Annotated in this window: 13 protein-coding genes; 4 read left to right on the top strand and 9 right to left on the bottom strand. The window is 68.3% G+C overall.

The window, feature by feature from the left end:
• The first annotated feature begins 12 nt into the window (after nt 1-12).
• Nucleotides 13-3183: an efflux RND transporter permease subunit gene (locus WG923_RS12135; protein WP_340351219.1), complete on the top strand. Its 3171-nt coding sequence runs from the start codon at nt 13-15 to the stop codon at nt 3181-3183.
• An 8-nt stretch (nt 3184-3191) separates the two neighbouring features.
• On the top strand, nt 3192-4562 hold the full coding sequence (locus WG923_RS12130; protein ID WP_340351218.1) for an efflux transporter outer membrane subunit: 1371 nt from the start codon (nt 3192-3194) through the stop codon (nt 4560-4562).
• A 246-nt stretch (nt 4563-4808) separates the two neighbouring features.
• Here WG923_RS12130 and WG923_RS12125 read toward each other — a convergent pair whose 3' ends face one another.
• Together WG923_RS12125 and WG923_RS12120 are read right to left on the bottom strand one after the other, a co-directional pair.
• The gene (locus tag WG923_RS12125) at nt 4809-5060 is read right to left on the bottom strand and encodes a DUF6139 family protein (protein WP_340351217.1); all 252 of its coding nucleotides are present in this window, start codon (nt 5058-5060) and stop codon (nt 4809-4811) included.
• 111 nt (nt 5061-5171) lie between these two features.
• On the bottom strand, nt 5172-5483 hold the full coding sequence (locus tag WG923_RS12120; RefSeq protein ID WP_340351216.1) for a hypothetical protein: 312 nt from the start codon (nt 5481-5483) through the stop codon (nt 5172-5174).
• A 131-nt stretch (nt 5484-5614) separates the two neighbouring features.
• On the opposite strand from WG923_RS12120, the gene WG923_RS12115 reads away from it, so the two are divergent.
• Nucleotides 5615-5980 (top strand): response regulator, encoded by a 366-nt coding sequence (locus WG923_RS12115; protein ID WP_340351215.1) that lies wholly within the window; start codon nt 5615-5617, stop codon nt 5978-5980.
• Here WG923_RS12115 and WG923_RS12110 read toward each other — a convergent pair.
• Genes WG923_RS12110 through WG923_RS12100 form a run of 3 tightly spaced genes read right to left on the bottom strand, consistent with a single transcriptional unit; the run spans nt 5977 to nt 9013 of the window.
• Nucleotides 5977-6762, bottom strand: coding sequence for an SDR family oxidoreductase (locus tag WG923_RS12110; protein ID WP_340351214.1), 786 nt, complete (start codon nt 6760-6762; stop codon nt 5977-5979). The two genes, WG923_RS12115 and WG923_RS12110, sit on opposite strands and share 4 nt — an antisense overlap.
• A 1-nt stretch (nt 6763) precedes the next feature.
• Complete coding sequence (locus WG923_RS12105; protein WP_340351213.1) at nt 6764-7759, bottom strand: NADPH:quinone reductase; 996 nt, start codon at nt 7757-7759, stop codon at nt 6764-6766.
• A gap of 42 nt (nt 7760-7801) precedes the next feature.
• Entirely contained in the window at nt 7802-9013 is a 1212-nt protein-coding gene (locus WG923_RS12100) for an MFS transporter (RefSeq protein ID WP_340351212.1), read from the bottom strand.
• 95 nt (nt 9014-9108) lie between these two features.
• Here WG923_RS12100 and WG923_RS12095 point away from each other — a divergent pair, with 95 nt between their 5' ends.
• A complete protein-coding gene (locus WG923_RS12095; RefSeq protein WP_340351211.1) occupies nt 9109-9513 on the top strand; it encodes a DUF192 domain-containing protein in 405 nt (134 codons plus the stop codon).
• On the opposite strand, the gene WG923_RS12090 is transcribed toward WG923_RS12095, so the two are convergent.
• The 4 genes from WG923_RS12090 to WG923_RS12075 form a co-directional block, all read right to left on the bottom strand.
• Nucleotides 9494-10306 (bottom strand): alpha/beta fold hydrolase, encoded by an 813-nt coding sequence (locus WG923_RS12090; RefSeq protein ID WP_340351210.1) that lies wholly within the window; start codon nt 10304-10306, stop codon nt 9494-9496. The two genes, WG923_RS12095 and WG923_RS12090, sit on opposite strands and share 20 nt — an antisense overlap.
• Before the next feature lie 290 nt (nt 10307-10596).
• Nucleotides 10597-11385: a hypothetical protein gene (locus tag WG923_RS12085; RefSeq protein WP_340351209.1), complete on the bottom strand. Its 789-nt coding sequence runs from the start codon at nt 11383-11385 to the stop codon at nt 10597-10599.
• Nucleotides 11382-12251: a hypothetical protein gene (locus tag WG923_RS12080; protein WP_340351208.1), complete on the bottom strand. Its 870-nt coding sequence runs from the start codon at nt 12249-12251 to the stop codon at nt 11382-11384. The genes WG923_RS12085 and WG923_RS12080 overlap by 4 nt, the downstream gene beginning before the upstream one ends.
• Nucleotides 12252-12443: 192 nt before the next feature.
• Entirely contained in the window at nt 12444-13025 is a 582-nt protein-coding gene (locus WG923_RS12075; RefSeq protein ID WP_340351207.1) for a hypothetical protein, read from the bottom strand.
• Nucleotides 13026-13241: the final 216 nt, after the last annotated feature.

Raw genomic sequence — 13241 nt, 5'->3', positions numbered from 1 at the left:
GGACCGCCTTCCATGTCCAAGTTCTTCATCGACCGCCCCATCTTCGCGTGGGTGATCGCGCTGTTCATCATCGTGATCGGCGCCGTCGCCATCACCAAGCTGCCGATCTCGCAGTACCCGCCGGTGGCACCGCCCTCCATCGTGCTCACGGCCGTCTACCCCGGCGCGTCCGCCAAGACGCTGGAGGAAAGCGTCATCAGCGTGATCGAGCAGGAAATGAACGGCTCGCCGGGCCTGATCTACATGGAGTCGGTCACCCAGGCCAACGGTGTCGGCCAGATCACCATCAGCTTCGAGCCCGGCACCAACCCCGACCTCGCGCAGGTCGACGTGCAGAACCGCCTCGCCCGCGCCACGCCGCGCCTGCCGTCGGCCGTGACGCAGCAGGGCGTGCGGGTGGAGAAGTCGCGCTCGAACTTCCTGCTGTTCACGATCCTGTCTTCCGACGACCCCAAGTTCACGCCGGTGGACCTGGGCGACTACGCCTCGCGCAGCGTGCTGCCGGAAATCCAGCGCATCCCCGGCGTCGGCCAGGCGCAGCTGTTCGGCACCGAGGCGGCGATGCGCGTCTGGATCGACCCGGAAAAGCTGGTGGGCTACAACCTGTCCACCAACGACGTCAACAACGCGATCCGCGCCCAGAACGCGCAGGTCTCGGCCGGCACGATGGGCGACCTGCCCAACATCACCGGCCAGTCCATCGCTGCCACCATCGTGGTGCCGGGGCAGCTCACCACGCCGGAGCAGTTCGGCAACATCGTGCTGCGCTCCACGCAGGAGGGCTCCACGGTGCGCCTGAAGGACGTGGCGCGGGTGGAGTTGAACGCGCAGAACTTCGCCACCGCGGCGCGCCTGAACGGCAAACCGTCGACGGGCATCGGCGTGCAGCTCGCGCCTTCGGGCAACGCGCTGGCCACCGCCGACGCGATCCGCAAGCGCATGGGCGAACTCGCGCCGTACTTCCCGCGCGGCATGAAATGGGACATCCCGTACGACAGCTCGCGCTTCGTGCGCATCTCGATCAAGCAGGTGGTCGAGACGCTGCTGGAAGCCGTGGCACTGGTGTTCCTGGTGATGTACCTGTTCCTGCAGAACTGGCGCTACACGATCATCCCCACGCTCGTCGTACCGGTGGCGCTGCTCGGCACCTTCGGCGCGCTGCTGGCGCTGGGCTTTTCCATCAACGTGCTGACCATGTTCGGCATGGTGCTGGTGATCGGCATCGTGGTGGACGACGCCATCGTGGTGGTGGAGAACGTCGAGCGGATCATGAGCCACGAGGGCCTGCCGCCGCGCGAGGCCACGCGCAAGGCGATGGGCCAGATCCAGGGCGCCATCATCGGCGTGACCGTGGTGCTGATCTCGGTGTTCGTGCCGCTCGCCTTCTTCGCCGGCTCCACCGGCAACATCTACCGCCAGTTCGCGGCGGTGATGGTGGCTTCGATCAGCTTCTCCGCCACGATGGCGCTGTCGCTCACGCCGGCGCTGTGCGCCACGCTGCTGCGGCAGGTGCCGGCCGGCCACCACGAGGAAAAGCGCGGCTTCTTCGGCGGCTTCAACCGGGTGTTCCAGCGCACCGCCAAGGGCTACGAAAGCATCGTCGCGCGCCTCCTCAGGCGCGCCGCGCGCTACCTGATCGTGTACGGCGCGATCGCCGGGGTGGCGGCGCTGGTCTACACGCGCCTGCCCACTTCCTTCCTGCCGCAGGAGGACCAGGGCAACATGCTGGTCAACGTGCAGCTGCCCCCGGGCGCCACGCTGGAGCGCACGCGCAACGTGATGGAGCAGGTGGAAGCCTTCATCCTAAAGCAGCCCGAGGTGCAGAGCATGGTCGGCGTGCTGGGCTTCTCCTTCTCGGGCCAGGGCCAGAACGCAGCGCTCGCCTTCGTCACGCTCAAGGACTGGGACGAGCGCAAGGGCGAGGAGCACTCCGCGCAGGCGCTGGCGGGGCGCTCCTTCGGCGCCCTGTCGCGCATCCGCGATGCCTTCATCTTTCCGCTCAGCCCGCCGCCGATCCCCGAACTGGGCACGGCGTCCGGCTTCACCTTCCGCCTGCAGGACCGCGGCGGCAACGGCCACGACGCGCTGCTGGCCGCGCGCAACCAGCTCCTGGGCATGGCGGCGCAGAGCAAGGTGCTGACGCAGGTGCGCCCGGACGGCCTGGAAGACGCGCCGCAGCTGCAGGTGGACATCGACCGCGACAAGGCACAGGCCCTGGGGGTGAGCTTCGACGCGATCAACGGCGTGCTCTCCACCGCGCTGGGTTCGGCCTACATCAACGACTTCCCCAACCGCGGCCGGCTGCAGCGGGTGGTGGTGCAGGCGGATGCGCCGGCGCGCATGCAGCCGGAGGACCTGCTGCGCCTGAACGTGCCGAGCACGCAGGGCAAGGTGGTGCCGATGTCGGCCTTCGCGACCACGCGCTGGGTGACGGGCGCGATGCAGTCGGTGCGCTACAACGGCTATCCGGCCATGCGCATCTCCGGCGCCCCGGCGCCGGGCTTCAGCACCGGCGCCGCGATGGACGAAATGGAGCGCCTCGCGGCGCAACTGCCCACCGGTTTCGCCTTCGAGTGGACCGGCCAGTCGCGCGAGGAAAAACTCGCCGGCTCGCAGGCGCTGATCCTGTACGGCTTCGCCATCCTGTCGGTGTTCCTGTGCCTGGCGGCGCTGTACGAGAGCTGGTCGATCCCGATGGCGGTGATCCTGGTGGTGCCGCTGGGCGTGCTGGGCGTGCTGCTGGCCACCTTGCTGCGCGGCTACGCCAACGACGTCTACTTCCAGGTGGGCCTGATCACCATCATCGGGCTGTCGGCGAAGAACGCCATCCTGATCATCGAGTTCGCCAAGGACCTGCAGGCGCAGGGCAAGGGCGTGGTCGAGGCGGCGCTGGCGGCGGCGCACCTGCGCTTCCGCCCGATCATCATGACCTCCATGGCCTTCGGCCTCGGCGTGCTGCCGCTGGCCATCGCCAGCGGCGCGGGCTCCGCGAGCCAGCGTGCCATCGGCACCGGCGTGCTGGGCGGCATGCTCACCGGCACCGGCCTGGCGGTCTTCTTCGTTCCCATCTTCTTCGTGGTGGTGCGCGGCTTCTTCCACGGCAGCGAGCGCCAGAACAAGCTGTACCGGCACGAGCTGCAGCACGAGCTGCCTGCCGGCGCCACCGCGGGAGACCAGATATGAGTTCGCGCATGAGGACTTTCTCCGCCCTGGCGGCCGCACTCGTGCTCGCGGGCTGCACCTCGCTGATCCCGAAGTACGAACGACCCGCGCTGCCGGTGCCGGACGCCTTCCCGTATCCGGCGACGGAGCAGGGCACGCCGGCCGCCGCACTGCCCTGGCAGCAGTTCTTCACCGACGAGCGCCTGCGCACCCTGATCGCCACGGCGCTGCGCAACAACCGCGACCTGCGCGTGGCGGTGCTGAACATCGCGCAGGCACGCGCGCAGTACGACATCCGCAATGCGGACCGCCTGCCCACCGTGGCCGGGACGGCCAGCGCCTCGCGCGCGCCGAGCCCCGTCAACGGCAACGAGGTGACCACGCTGCAGGCCAACGTCGCCTTCAGCGCCTGGGAGATCGACTTCTTCGGCCGCATCGCGAGCCTGAGCGAGGCGGCGCTGGCGCAGTACTTCGCCACCGAGGAAGGCCGCAACGCCGCGCAGATGACGCTCGTGTCCAGCGTGGCGAGCACCTGGCTGAGTCTCGCGGCCGATGAGGAGCTGCTGGCGCTGACGCAGCAGACGATGGCCACGCGCGAAGAGTCGCTGCGCTTGACCAAGCTGCGGTTCGACAACGGCGCTTCGTCCGAGATCGATTTCCGGCTCGCGCAGTCGCTCTACGAAACGGCGCGGGCGACGCTGGCGCAGCTGCAGCGGCAGCGCGCCAACGACATCAACACCCTGGCGCTGCTGGTGGGCGAGCCGGTCGCGCCGCAGTACGAGGTCGGCCTCACGACGGAGAAGGTGAGCCTGGCCGACGTGCCCGCCGGCCTGCCTTCGGAGGTGCTGGTGCGCCGGCCCGACGTTCGGCAGGCCGAGCAGCAGCTGCTGGCGGCCAACGCCAACATCGGCGCCGCGCGCGCCGCGTTCTTTCCGCGCATCTCGCTCACCGCCGGCATCGGCACCGCCAGCTCCGACCTGGCCGGCCTGTTCAAGGGCGGCTCCTGGGGCTTCACCGTGGCGCCGGCGCTGGTGCAGACCCTGTTCGATGCGGGCCGCAACCGCGCGAACCTCGCTTCGACCCAGGTCTCGCGCGACATCGCCGTGGCGCAGTACGAGCGTGCGATCCAGCAGGCCTTCCGCGAGGTGGCCGATGCGCTGGCGGGCCGCGCGACCTACGGCGAGCAGGTGCGTGCGCAGGGCGCGGTGGTGGAGGCGGAAGAAGTCCGCTACCGCCTGGCGCGCCTGCGCTACGAGAACGGTGTCGCGAGCTACCTGGACTTGCTGGATGCGCAGCGTTCGCTGTTCACGGCGCAGCAGGCGCTGGTGCAGGCGCGGCTGGCGCGGCTGCAGAACCAGGTGCAGCTGTATCGCTCGCTGGGCGGCGGCTCGAATCCCTGAGGGCTCAATACCGCGTGCGGCGCGGCAGCGTCGACAGGGCACGCAGCCACTGCCCGAAGCGGGACTGCGCGATGGAAGAAAGCACTGAAATGGCAAACATCGTTCCGTCCTCGAAAACCGTTCGACTGATGGAGCGATCTTCGGGGCGGCGCGGCGCCTGGCTCGTCAGCGCGACGCGGCAATGCGCGTCGCGCCTCTTCCGACGGATGTAGGAGCGGTCGGGCGAACTCCGGCCGCCCCCCGGACTCAGGGCGCGGCCTGGGCCGGCACCTGGTGGTAGACGCTGGTGATGGCGTAGCCCTTTTCGGCAATCTGGGCGCGCGGGTTGTCGATCTCGTAGGGGTGCAGGTGCTCCTGCGTGTCGTCCACGTCCACGGCGAGCTGGCGCACGTGCCAGTCGACGTTGTCCGCTTCCGGTGGGATGTCCTGTCCCTGCGGGACGATCAGATAGCTGAACATCTGATGCGGTTCCTCGCGCCGGTAGATGTCGACTTTCATCGGAACAGATCCTTTCAGGGTGGGCTACGGGCCCATTCTGGTAAGAGACCACGCTGCAGGGAGTAGGACAAACACTATTCAGGCGACCATGCGGCCGAGCTGCGGCACGCCTCAGAGCGTCTCGATGCGCTGCGCCCGTACCACCAGTTCCTTCTGCCGGAAGCGCGCGGTGAGTTCCTCGCGGTAGGTCTTCCACCAGGCGCGCTCCAGCCGGGGAACCATCACTTCGTAGACCACGACGTCGTCGTGCTCCACCCGCTCGCCTTCGCCTTGCGCCCAGAGGCCGCTGGCGGGCGCGCGCGAATAGGCGGTGAGCCCGCCGAAGCGTTCGACCATTTCCGCGCGCACCGCGGCGAAGAGAGTGGGCGTCAACCTGGCGCCGTCCTGGCCGTACAGGGGAAGCAACAATTGCACGAGATGCATGTATTCCAGCATACGGGAGCCACTTAATCCGGGGTGGCTGGGCAGGGCCGTGCCCTCGGCTTACACTGCGAAATCTTTCCTTAGCGCGCCCCCCCGAGATGATCGACCGATCGCACCACAGTGTCCTCGTGGTGGATGACAACGAATCCACCCGCTATGCCACCGCGCGCGTGCTGCGTGCGGCGGGCTTCAATACAGTGGAGGCCGCCGCCGGTGCCGAGGCGCTGGAACTCGTCGACTTCGTGTCGGCCGTGGTGCTCGACGTCCACCTGCCGGACCTGCTCGGATTCGAGGTCTGCCGGCTGCTGCGCCAGCGCGCGGGCACGGCTTCACTCCCGGTGGTGCACGTGTCCGCCGTGTTCGTGAGCCAGGCCGAACAGAGGGCCGGCATGGAAGCCGGTGCCAACGCCTACATGGTGGCGCCCGTCGACACCGAAGCGCTGGTCGCCACCCTCGATCACCTGATCGAGGAGCGGCCGCTGGCCACGCACCACTAGACCACGAGGGGCGTCGCCGCGCCGTCCATGGACAGGATCGCGCCGGAGATATAGGAGGCGCGCGGCGAGGCGAGGAACACCACCGCGGCCGCGACTTCTTCCGGCGTGGCGATGCGTCCCAGCGGCAGCTTCTTCTCCGCTTGCCGCCGCACCTCCTCCTGGCTCGTGTTGCGCAGGCGCGCATCCACCGCGAAACCTTCGGCCAGCCGCTCGGTCAGCGTGAGCGTGGGGTTCACCGCGTTGATGCGCACGCCGCGCGGCCCCCACGCGGCGGCGAGACCCGCTGTGGCCAGCATCAGCGCCGCGTTCGCCGCACCGCCGGCCAGGTGCGTCGTGGTCGCGACCTTGCCGCCCATGCCGATCACGTTGACGATCGCTCCCGCGCCGCGCGCGCCCATGCGCTTGACCACCGGGTCCATCACGTGGATGTAGGTGAAGAACTTGGCCTGCATCGCGTCGTGCCACGCCTGCGGCTGCAGTTCGTCGTGCGGCGTGCGGCGGGCGGCGCCGGCGGAATTCACCAGCACGTCGATGGGGCCGAGGGCCGCCTGCGCCGCGTCCACCACCTTCAGGGCCGCGGCCGGGTCGGCCAGGTCCGCGCAGAAGCCGTCGACCTCGCCCAGCGAGCGCAGTCCGGCAAGGGCCCGGTCCATGTGCTCCAGGTTGCGGCCGACCAGGCTCACCTTGCAGCCCTCGGCCAGGAAGTCGCGCGCGCACGCGAGGCCGATGCCGCGGCTGCCGCCGGTGATCAGCACGTGGCGGCCACGAAGTTGCAGGTCCATGTCAGTGGTCTCCTTGGGGGATGTCGAGGACGACGTTGCCGATCACCCGGCCCTGTTCCACGATGTCGTGGGCCCGCGCGATGTCGGCGAGGGGCAGGCGCAGGGCCACGGTGTGCTGCAGCGCGCCTTCGCGCAGCAGCGCTCCGAGTTCGCGCAGGCAGGCCTCGCGCTCGTCGGCTTCCATCTCGTAGACGTAGACGAACTTCACGGTGATGCGGTTGCGCATGAACCAGAAGGTGGGCAGGTTCGCCTCCACCTGGCCCATGCCGTACACCACGATCGCTGCGCCGGCGCGCACGCAGGCGGGATACAGGCGCGCGTTGGCGGTGAAGTCCATCTCGATCACGGCGTCCACGCCGCGGCCGCCGGTGAGCTGCTGCACGCGCGCGCCGACGTCCTCGTCGCGGTAGTTGATGGTGTGGGCGGCGCCGGCGCGCCGGGCATGGGCGGCCTTCTCTTCGCTGCTCACGGTGGTGAGCACCGTGGCGCCGCGCAGCCTGGCGAACTGGATGGCGTAGTGCCCCACCGATCCCGCGCCGCCGGACACCAGCACGTTCATGCCCGGCCGGACCTGCGCGAGCCGCACCGCGTGCAGCGCCGTGAGCGCGGGGATGCCGAGGCAGGCCGCATCCGCGTCGCCGAGCGATTCCGGCATGGGCACCGCCTGCGCCGCGGGCAGGGCGATGGATTGCGCCGCCGTGCCGAAGGGCCGCATCCACTGTCCGTTCCAGATCCAGACCCGCTCGCCGATGCGGCTGGCAGGCACGCCTTCGCCTACCGCATCGATCACGCCCGCGCCGTCGCTGTGCGGGATCACGAGCGGATACGCCAGCGTGCGGCCGAAGCCGCCCTTGCGCACCTTGTAGTCGGACGGGTTGACGCCGGACGTGCGCAGCCGCACGCGCACCTCGCCCGCACCGGGCTGCGGGGTGGGCTGCTCGCCGACCTGCAGCACCTCGGCCGCGGGACCCTGCCTGGTGTAGAACGCTGCCTGCATACGGGGGCTCCTCCTGCCTTTTGCACAGGCCGCTAGCGTACGTCAGGCCGCGGCGCGGCGCTGGAGGGCCCGCGCGAAGGCCCAGCCCGCGCAGGGCAGCACCAGGGCCGGAAGCAGCAGCACGGGCGCCGCGCCGAAGCGGTCGAAGGCCTGGCCGGCCAGCGACACGCCGATGGCCTGGCCGACGAAGAACGAGAAGGCGAACAGCGACATGCCCGTGCCGCGCGCCGCCGGCGCCATCTGCGTGCCGTGCGTCTGCAGGGTGTTGTGGTACAGGTAGGTGCCGAAGCCGACCGCCAGCGCCACGGGCGCGGCAATCCAGCCGTAGGGGATCAACCACCACGCGAGGAAGCCCGCGCCCACCATGATCCCGCCCCACAGCACCATGCGCCGCTCGCCGAAGCGCCGCACGACGTGCTGCGCCACCATCGCGTACAGCACGCCGCCGATCGCATACAGGGCCACGTAGCCCGACGCCACCGAGAGCGCCAGGCCGAAGCGCTGGTGCAGGTAGGCCGGCAGGTAGGCCAGCGGTCCGAGCAGGAAGATGCCTTCCGCCAGCACGGCGGCCAGCACCACGCGCGGCCATGTCAGGCGCAGGATGTCGCGCGCGGGAGCGAGCCAGTTGCCGCGCAGGGCCTGCGGCGCCGTGTGGCCGCCGATGCTGCGCAGGCGCACCAGCAGCAGCGTGCCCACCACGAGATAGCCGACGCACAGCGCGGCGAATGCGCCGCGCCAGCCCCACGCAGAATCGGCGAACAGGCCGCCGGCGAGCTGGCCGGCCGTCATGCCGGAGAGCGTGCCGAGCAGCAGCCGCGCCAGCGTGGCCTGCCGCTTCTCCCACGGCACGTTGTCGCCGATCCAGGCCATGGACATCGGGATCACGCCGCCGGCCACCGCGCCCCACAGCACGCGCAGGCGCACCAGCACCGTGAGGTCCGGCGCGAACAGGCAGGCGAAGGAACCGGCCGCCGACGCGAACAGCGCGATGCACACCACGCGGGCCTTGCCGTAGCGGTCCCCCAGTTGCCCGTAGGCGAGCTGCGAGAAGCCGTAGGCGACAGCGAAGGCGAAGATCACCTGGCCCGCGGTGCCCGCCGTGACGGAGAAATCGCTCGCCATCCGCGGCAGCAGGCCATCGCAGATGCGCAGGGCGGCGCCACTGAAGAAACTCGCGGTGGCCAGCAGGGTGACGGCGGCGCGCGTGGCGGCGGCGGGCTCGGGGGCGGGGGATGGGACTGCGGGAGAAGGCACGGGGAATCCTACAACGTGCGGCTGCACGCGCCAGCGTCGGCGCGTTGGAGCTGTCCTACGAGGCGCATCGCAGGGTCGCGGCACCATGGCAACGCATGAACCTTCCCCGCATGCAACTCACGGCCGGAGAGCACAGCCTGCAGGTGTACGTGGCGCGCAGCGACGAGGAACGGGCGCAGGGCCTGATGCACCGGCGCGAATTGCCGCCCGACGAAGGCATGCTGTTCGTGTGCGACGCGTGCCAGGTCCTGTCGTTCTGGATGAAGGACACGCCGCTGCCCCTGTCGATCGCCTTCCTGCGCGAGGACGGCACGGTACTGAAGGTCGCGGACCTTCAGCCGCACGACCTGGAGGGCGAATCCTCGGAACACGCCGTGCGCTTCGTGCTGGAAGTCAACCAGGGCTGGTTCGACGAGCGCGCGCTGGGCCCCGGCGTGAAGTTCGACGGCCCGGTGTTCCTGGCCGGCCGCGAAGGGGAGCTCAGGGCGCCGCGCGGATGAAGCGCACGGCCGCGTCGATCACGGCCTGCGGCTGGTCCTTGTGCGGGGAGTGGCCGCACTCCGGCACCTCCAGCAATTGCGCGTGGGGCACGATGCGCGCGATGCCGCGGATCTGCTCCAGCGTGCCGTATTCGTCGTCCACGCCCTGCACCGCCAGCAGCGGGCAGCGGATCGTCGCGATATCGCGCTCGATGTTCCAGCCGCGGAAGGCCGGGTCCAGCCAGATGTCGTTCCAGCCCCAGAAGGCCGAATCCGCATCCTCGTGGTAGCGGCCCAGGCGCTGCTTGAGGTCCGTGCGCAGGTACGCCTCGCGGGCCTGCTGGATGCTGGTGACGGAGATGTCCTCCACGAAGATGTGCGGCGCCAGCACGATCGCGCCGCGCAGCGCGTCGGGGAACAACGCGGCGTAGAGCAGGGCGATGGAGCCGCCGTCGCTGTGGCCGAACAGCCAGAGCGGCTCGCGCGCCGGATCGATCTGCAGCGCGCGCAGCAAGGCGGGCAGAACCTCCTCGGCCTGCCGGTGCATGAAGCGGGGCGACCAGCGTTCGTGGGCGCCGCGCGGCGTGGAGCGGCCGTAGCCCGGGCGCGAGTACACGAGCCCGCGCGCGCCCGCGGCCTCACACAGCCGCGCGGGGAAGTCGCGCCACATGGCGACGGAGCCGAGGCCCTCGTGCAGGAAGACGAGGGTGGGAGCGCCGGGGGTGGCGGTGCCGACCCACTGGTATTCGATGCGGACGGGCTGGCCGGCCCAGGGGATCTCGGCGAAGGAGGCGGTTCCAACGGTGGCTGGCATGGGGAGGCAATATAGTGGAGGAACCGCGTCGGACAGGCGAAAGCGAGCTGCCATGAACCACCTTCCCGCACTTGCCTGGCTGCTGTTGAGTGCCGGGTGGGCCGCTGCGTTCTTCTATCTCGGCTCGATGATCGGGGGCGTCAAGTACCTGGCGTCCACGTGCGTGGCGTCGATGTCCTGCGCGAGCACGTCGCGCGGGTCGCCACCGGCGCCAGAGTTGTGGAGGTCGTTTACGCGCACAATCTCGGCGAGAACATCGTGCACACGAAGCGCTGCAGTTTGAAGAAGGTTCAGCTCCCGCAGCTTCTGTGTGTACCGGGGTCGCTGGTTGACAGCTGCGTCACAGCAGCGTTTATCTGTCCGATGAACCCATCGGCCACTTCCACTGTGGCGGCGCCATTCATCTGCGCGGACATCTGTGCGTACAAATTGGCGGCGACCGACGTACCGAAGCTCGCGGCATTGGAGCCGTCGACGCGTGCTGCGCTGAACGTATCTATCACCGTATGGAGCGATAGACTCGATTGCGTTTGTCCTACGCCCGCCCCGTTGAAGGTGAAAACCTCAGTGATACGCCCGCTGGTGCCGTCCTCGTGTCGCATGATGTCGAAGGCTGTCGCCAAGTGGCCGCCCAGGCTGTACCCCGTCACGGCGAAGCGCTGACCGGCGCCAAGCGCGTCTGGGTCCCTCAGCAACCCGGCGTACCACGCTTCCATATCTGCGATCTGGCCGAACGCCCAGCCGTGGTTTCGGATCTCAGTCTTGTTGGTCTGCTGGTTGTCGCGCACTGCGTCGTCCGCGAACTCGGTGCTGCGGAACGACAGGACCAGGTTACCGGCCTTATCCTTGAACAGCGTGCCGCTGAAGCCGGAGTTCTTCTCGACGTGTGCTACGACCGTCCAGCCGTCGCTGACGAAGGTATTGGCCTCTGTACGCGTGAAGACACTGGCGCGGCTGTTGCCCACGGTTAAGACATCAGCCAAACGCTCGCCTTCGAGGCCGTCGACCAACCCCGTCGCTTCGGAAGCGAGTTGCAGATAGGCATATTTCAGCATCTGCTGTGAAGATAAATTCGTCATTTACTGGTCTCCCGCGACGGAATGAGCACACGTTCGACAAAGTCCCTCGTCTGGCCCGCCTGCAGTGGCACGTACTGATTCACGGTGGGAAAGGTGGGGCACGCCTTGGACGCGGCGAAGGCCCAGGGGTCCCTGGCCGCGGTGTTTTGACCGAGCGCATGGTCGAACATCCACCCGATGCGCTCCGCGAGCAGTTCGCCGGTTTGCGTATCGATGACGAACAGTCTGCTGCCAGCGATCCAGTGATCGCGATCCTCTCGCGAGGAAATATCCTCATAGGAGACGCCGTAACGCGGCACCGATGTCGTGGCGCTTGACCGGACTTCAACCTCGCCGGCCGGTCCACGCCTGCCACTCAGCTCGTATCGCGTGTAGCTGCCGGGTTTCGCGTCCACCATAACGACGTAGCGATAGCCGAACGGCCCGGGGGCTGTGGACAAGACATGCCCGTTCTTGTCACGTCCCCAAAGGAAAGACTTGGCGTACCCCTCACCGGATACGTCGGTGCCGTACGGATCAACCAACGCGTACTGTTCTCTCGTGTCCCAGTTCTCAGGACGCCGCTTCATCAGAAGCAAGCTGTCGACGTTCGCGACCGTTCTGAAGATGCGTACTCCGGCCGTCTTGCAATGCTCGTCGAAGAGTCTTTGGGCCTCAGCCTGCCGATCCTGAAACTCCGACCGCGTGTGCCACCCGGTGAGTACCATGGCGAGCACGGGCGATAGCACCAGCAGCGCCCACAACGCTTTTCGAGGCCGGGTGCGGGGAAACACCAGGGCGGCAACCAGCCCTGCGGCAATGAGCGCCCACAATACCCAGCCGAACAGGCGGAGAAGCTGGGCACCGCCGCCAAGCTCCAGGATCATGGCGCGAGACAGGAGTTGGAGAAAGACGCCATGACGGTGACTCCCCCGAGGGAATCGGGAAACGTTCGACAGAGAGGGGCCGACGCCCTTGCGCGGACGGGGATCCGCGCGCCGCAGTGGCGAGACTGGTTGAACATGTGCCCTCCCTGAAAGGCGGAATTTTCGCGTGCATGCGATGGTATGGACGTCCGATCACCGGCGTGCCTCCGAGCGCCGCCTGCGCACGTAGAAGTCGCCTACGAGGTCCTTCGGACAACCGCCACGCGTGACCCTGCTCGCGTCCTGCCACGCAGATGCACTGGAGGATTGGGTGAAGATCGCAGCGAACGTGCTTGCGGAGAGTGAGGGATCCAACCGCTCCAGGGCCGCCCTGGCGCTCAGGCCGTTGATGATCAACATCAGGCTGTGTGTGTCCCCGAAGTCATTGAATGAGAAGTTCGGAACGAGCAGTTTCCAGCTCAGGTACTTGATTGACTCCGCAACGGCAAATTGGAGCGCGGCTCCTCGGTAGAGAGGCTGATTCTCGATCGCGACGTTCACCAATACCCCGTAATGCAATTGGGAGTTCCCAACTGCTGAAGGGTCGTCTGCGCCGTACACCGTGCCGAGCACGTCGTAGAAGTTTTCATAAGCTGGCCCGTGGGCTCGGGTTCCGGCGTCTACATCTTCTTTGACCTGCGCAAGGTCGGTGCGATATGCCTGGGTGAGCCCCCCGGCCTTCAGGACGGCGATCTGGTAATCCACGTGGGTGGCGTCGATGTCCTGCGCGAGCACGTCGCGCGGGTCGCCACCGGCGCCAGAACCCCGTCACGGCGAAGCGCTGACCGGCGCCAAGCGCGTCTGGGTCCCTCAGCAAGTCGGCGTACCACGCTTCCATATCTGCGATCTGGCCGAACGCCCAGCCGTGGTTTTGGATCTCAGTCTTGTTGGTCTGCTGGTTGTCGCGCACTGCATCGTCGGCAAATTCGGTGCTGCGGAAAGACAGCACGA

The organism is Ramlibacter sp. AN1133, from assembly GCF_037890035.1.
Lineage (GTDB): Bacteria > Pseudomonadota > Gammaproteobacteria > Burkholderiales > Burkholderiaceae_C > Ramlibacter.
The sequence above is the reverse complement of the archived record's forward strand: the minus strand, read 5'-3'. Positions and strand labels throughout refer to the sequence as shown.

Excerpts from the sequence above, each read along its gene's own strand:
- WG923_RS12135 (WP_340351219.1), top strand. The coding sequence starts at position 13 with ATGTCCAAGTTCTTCATCGACCGCCCCATCTTCGCGTGGGTGATCGCG.
- WG923_RS12105 (WP_340351213.1), bottom strand. The coding sequence starts at position 7,759 with ATGCAGGCAGCGTTCTACACCAGGCAGGGTCCCGCGGCCGAGGTGCTG.
- WG923_RS12110 (WP_340351214.1), bottom strand. The coding sequence starts at position 6,762 with ATGGACCTGCAACTTCGTGGCCGCCACGTGCTGATCACCGGCGGCAGC.
- WG923_RS12130 (WP_340351218.1), top strand. The coding sequence starts at position 3,192 with ATGAGGACTTTCTCCGCCCTGGCGGCCGCACTCGTGCTCGCGGGCTGC.
- WG923_RS12090 (WP_340351210.1), bottom strand. The coding sequence starts at position 10,306 with ATGCCAGCCACCGTTGGAACCGCCTCCTTCGCCGAGATCCCCTGGGCC.
- WG923_RS12095 (WP_340351211.1), top strand. The coding sequence starts at position 9,109 with ATGAACCTTCCCCGCATGCAACTCACGGCCGGAGAGCACAGCCTGCAG.
- WG923_RS12085 (WP_340351209.1), bottom strand. The coding sequence starts at position 11,385 with ATGACGAATTTATCTTCACAGCAGATGCTGAAATATGCCTATCTGCAA.
- WG923_RS12080 (WP_340351208.1), bottom strand. The coding sequence starts at position 12,251 with ATGATCCTGGAGCTTGGCGGCGGTGCCCAGCTTCTCCGCCTGTTCGGC.
- WG923_RS12120 (WP_340351216.1), bottom strand. The coding sequence starts at position 5,483 with ATGCATCTCGTGCAATTGTTGCTTCCCCTGTACGGCCAGGACGGCGCC.
- WG923_RS12125 (WP_340351217.1), bottom strand. The coding sequence starts at position 5,060 with ATGAAAGTCGACATCTACCGGCGCGAGGAACCGCATCAGATGTTCAGC.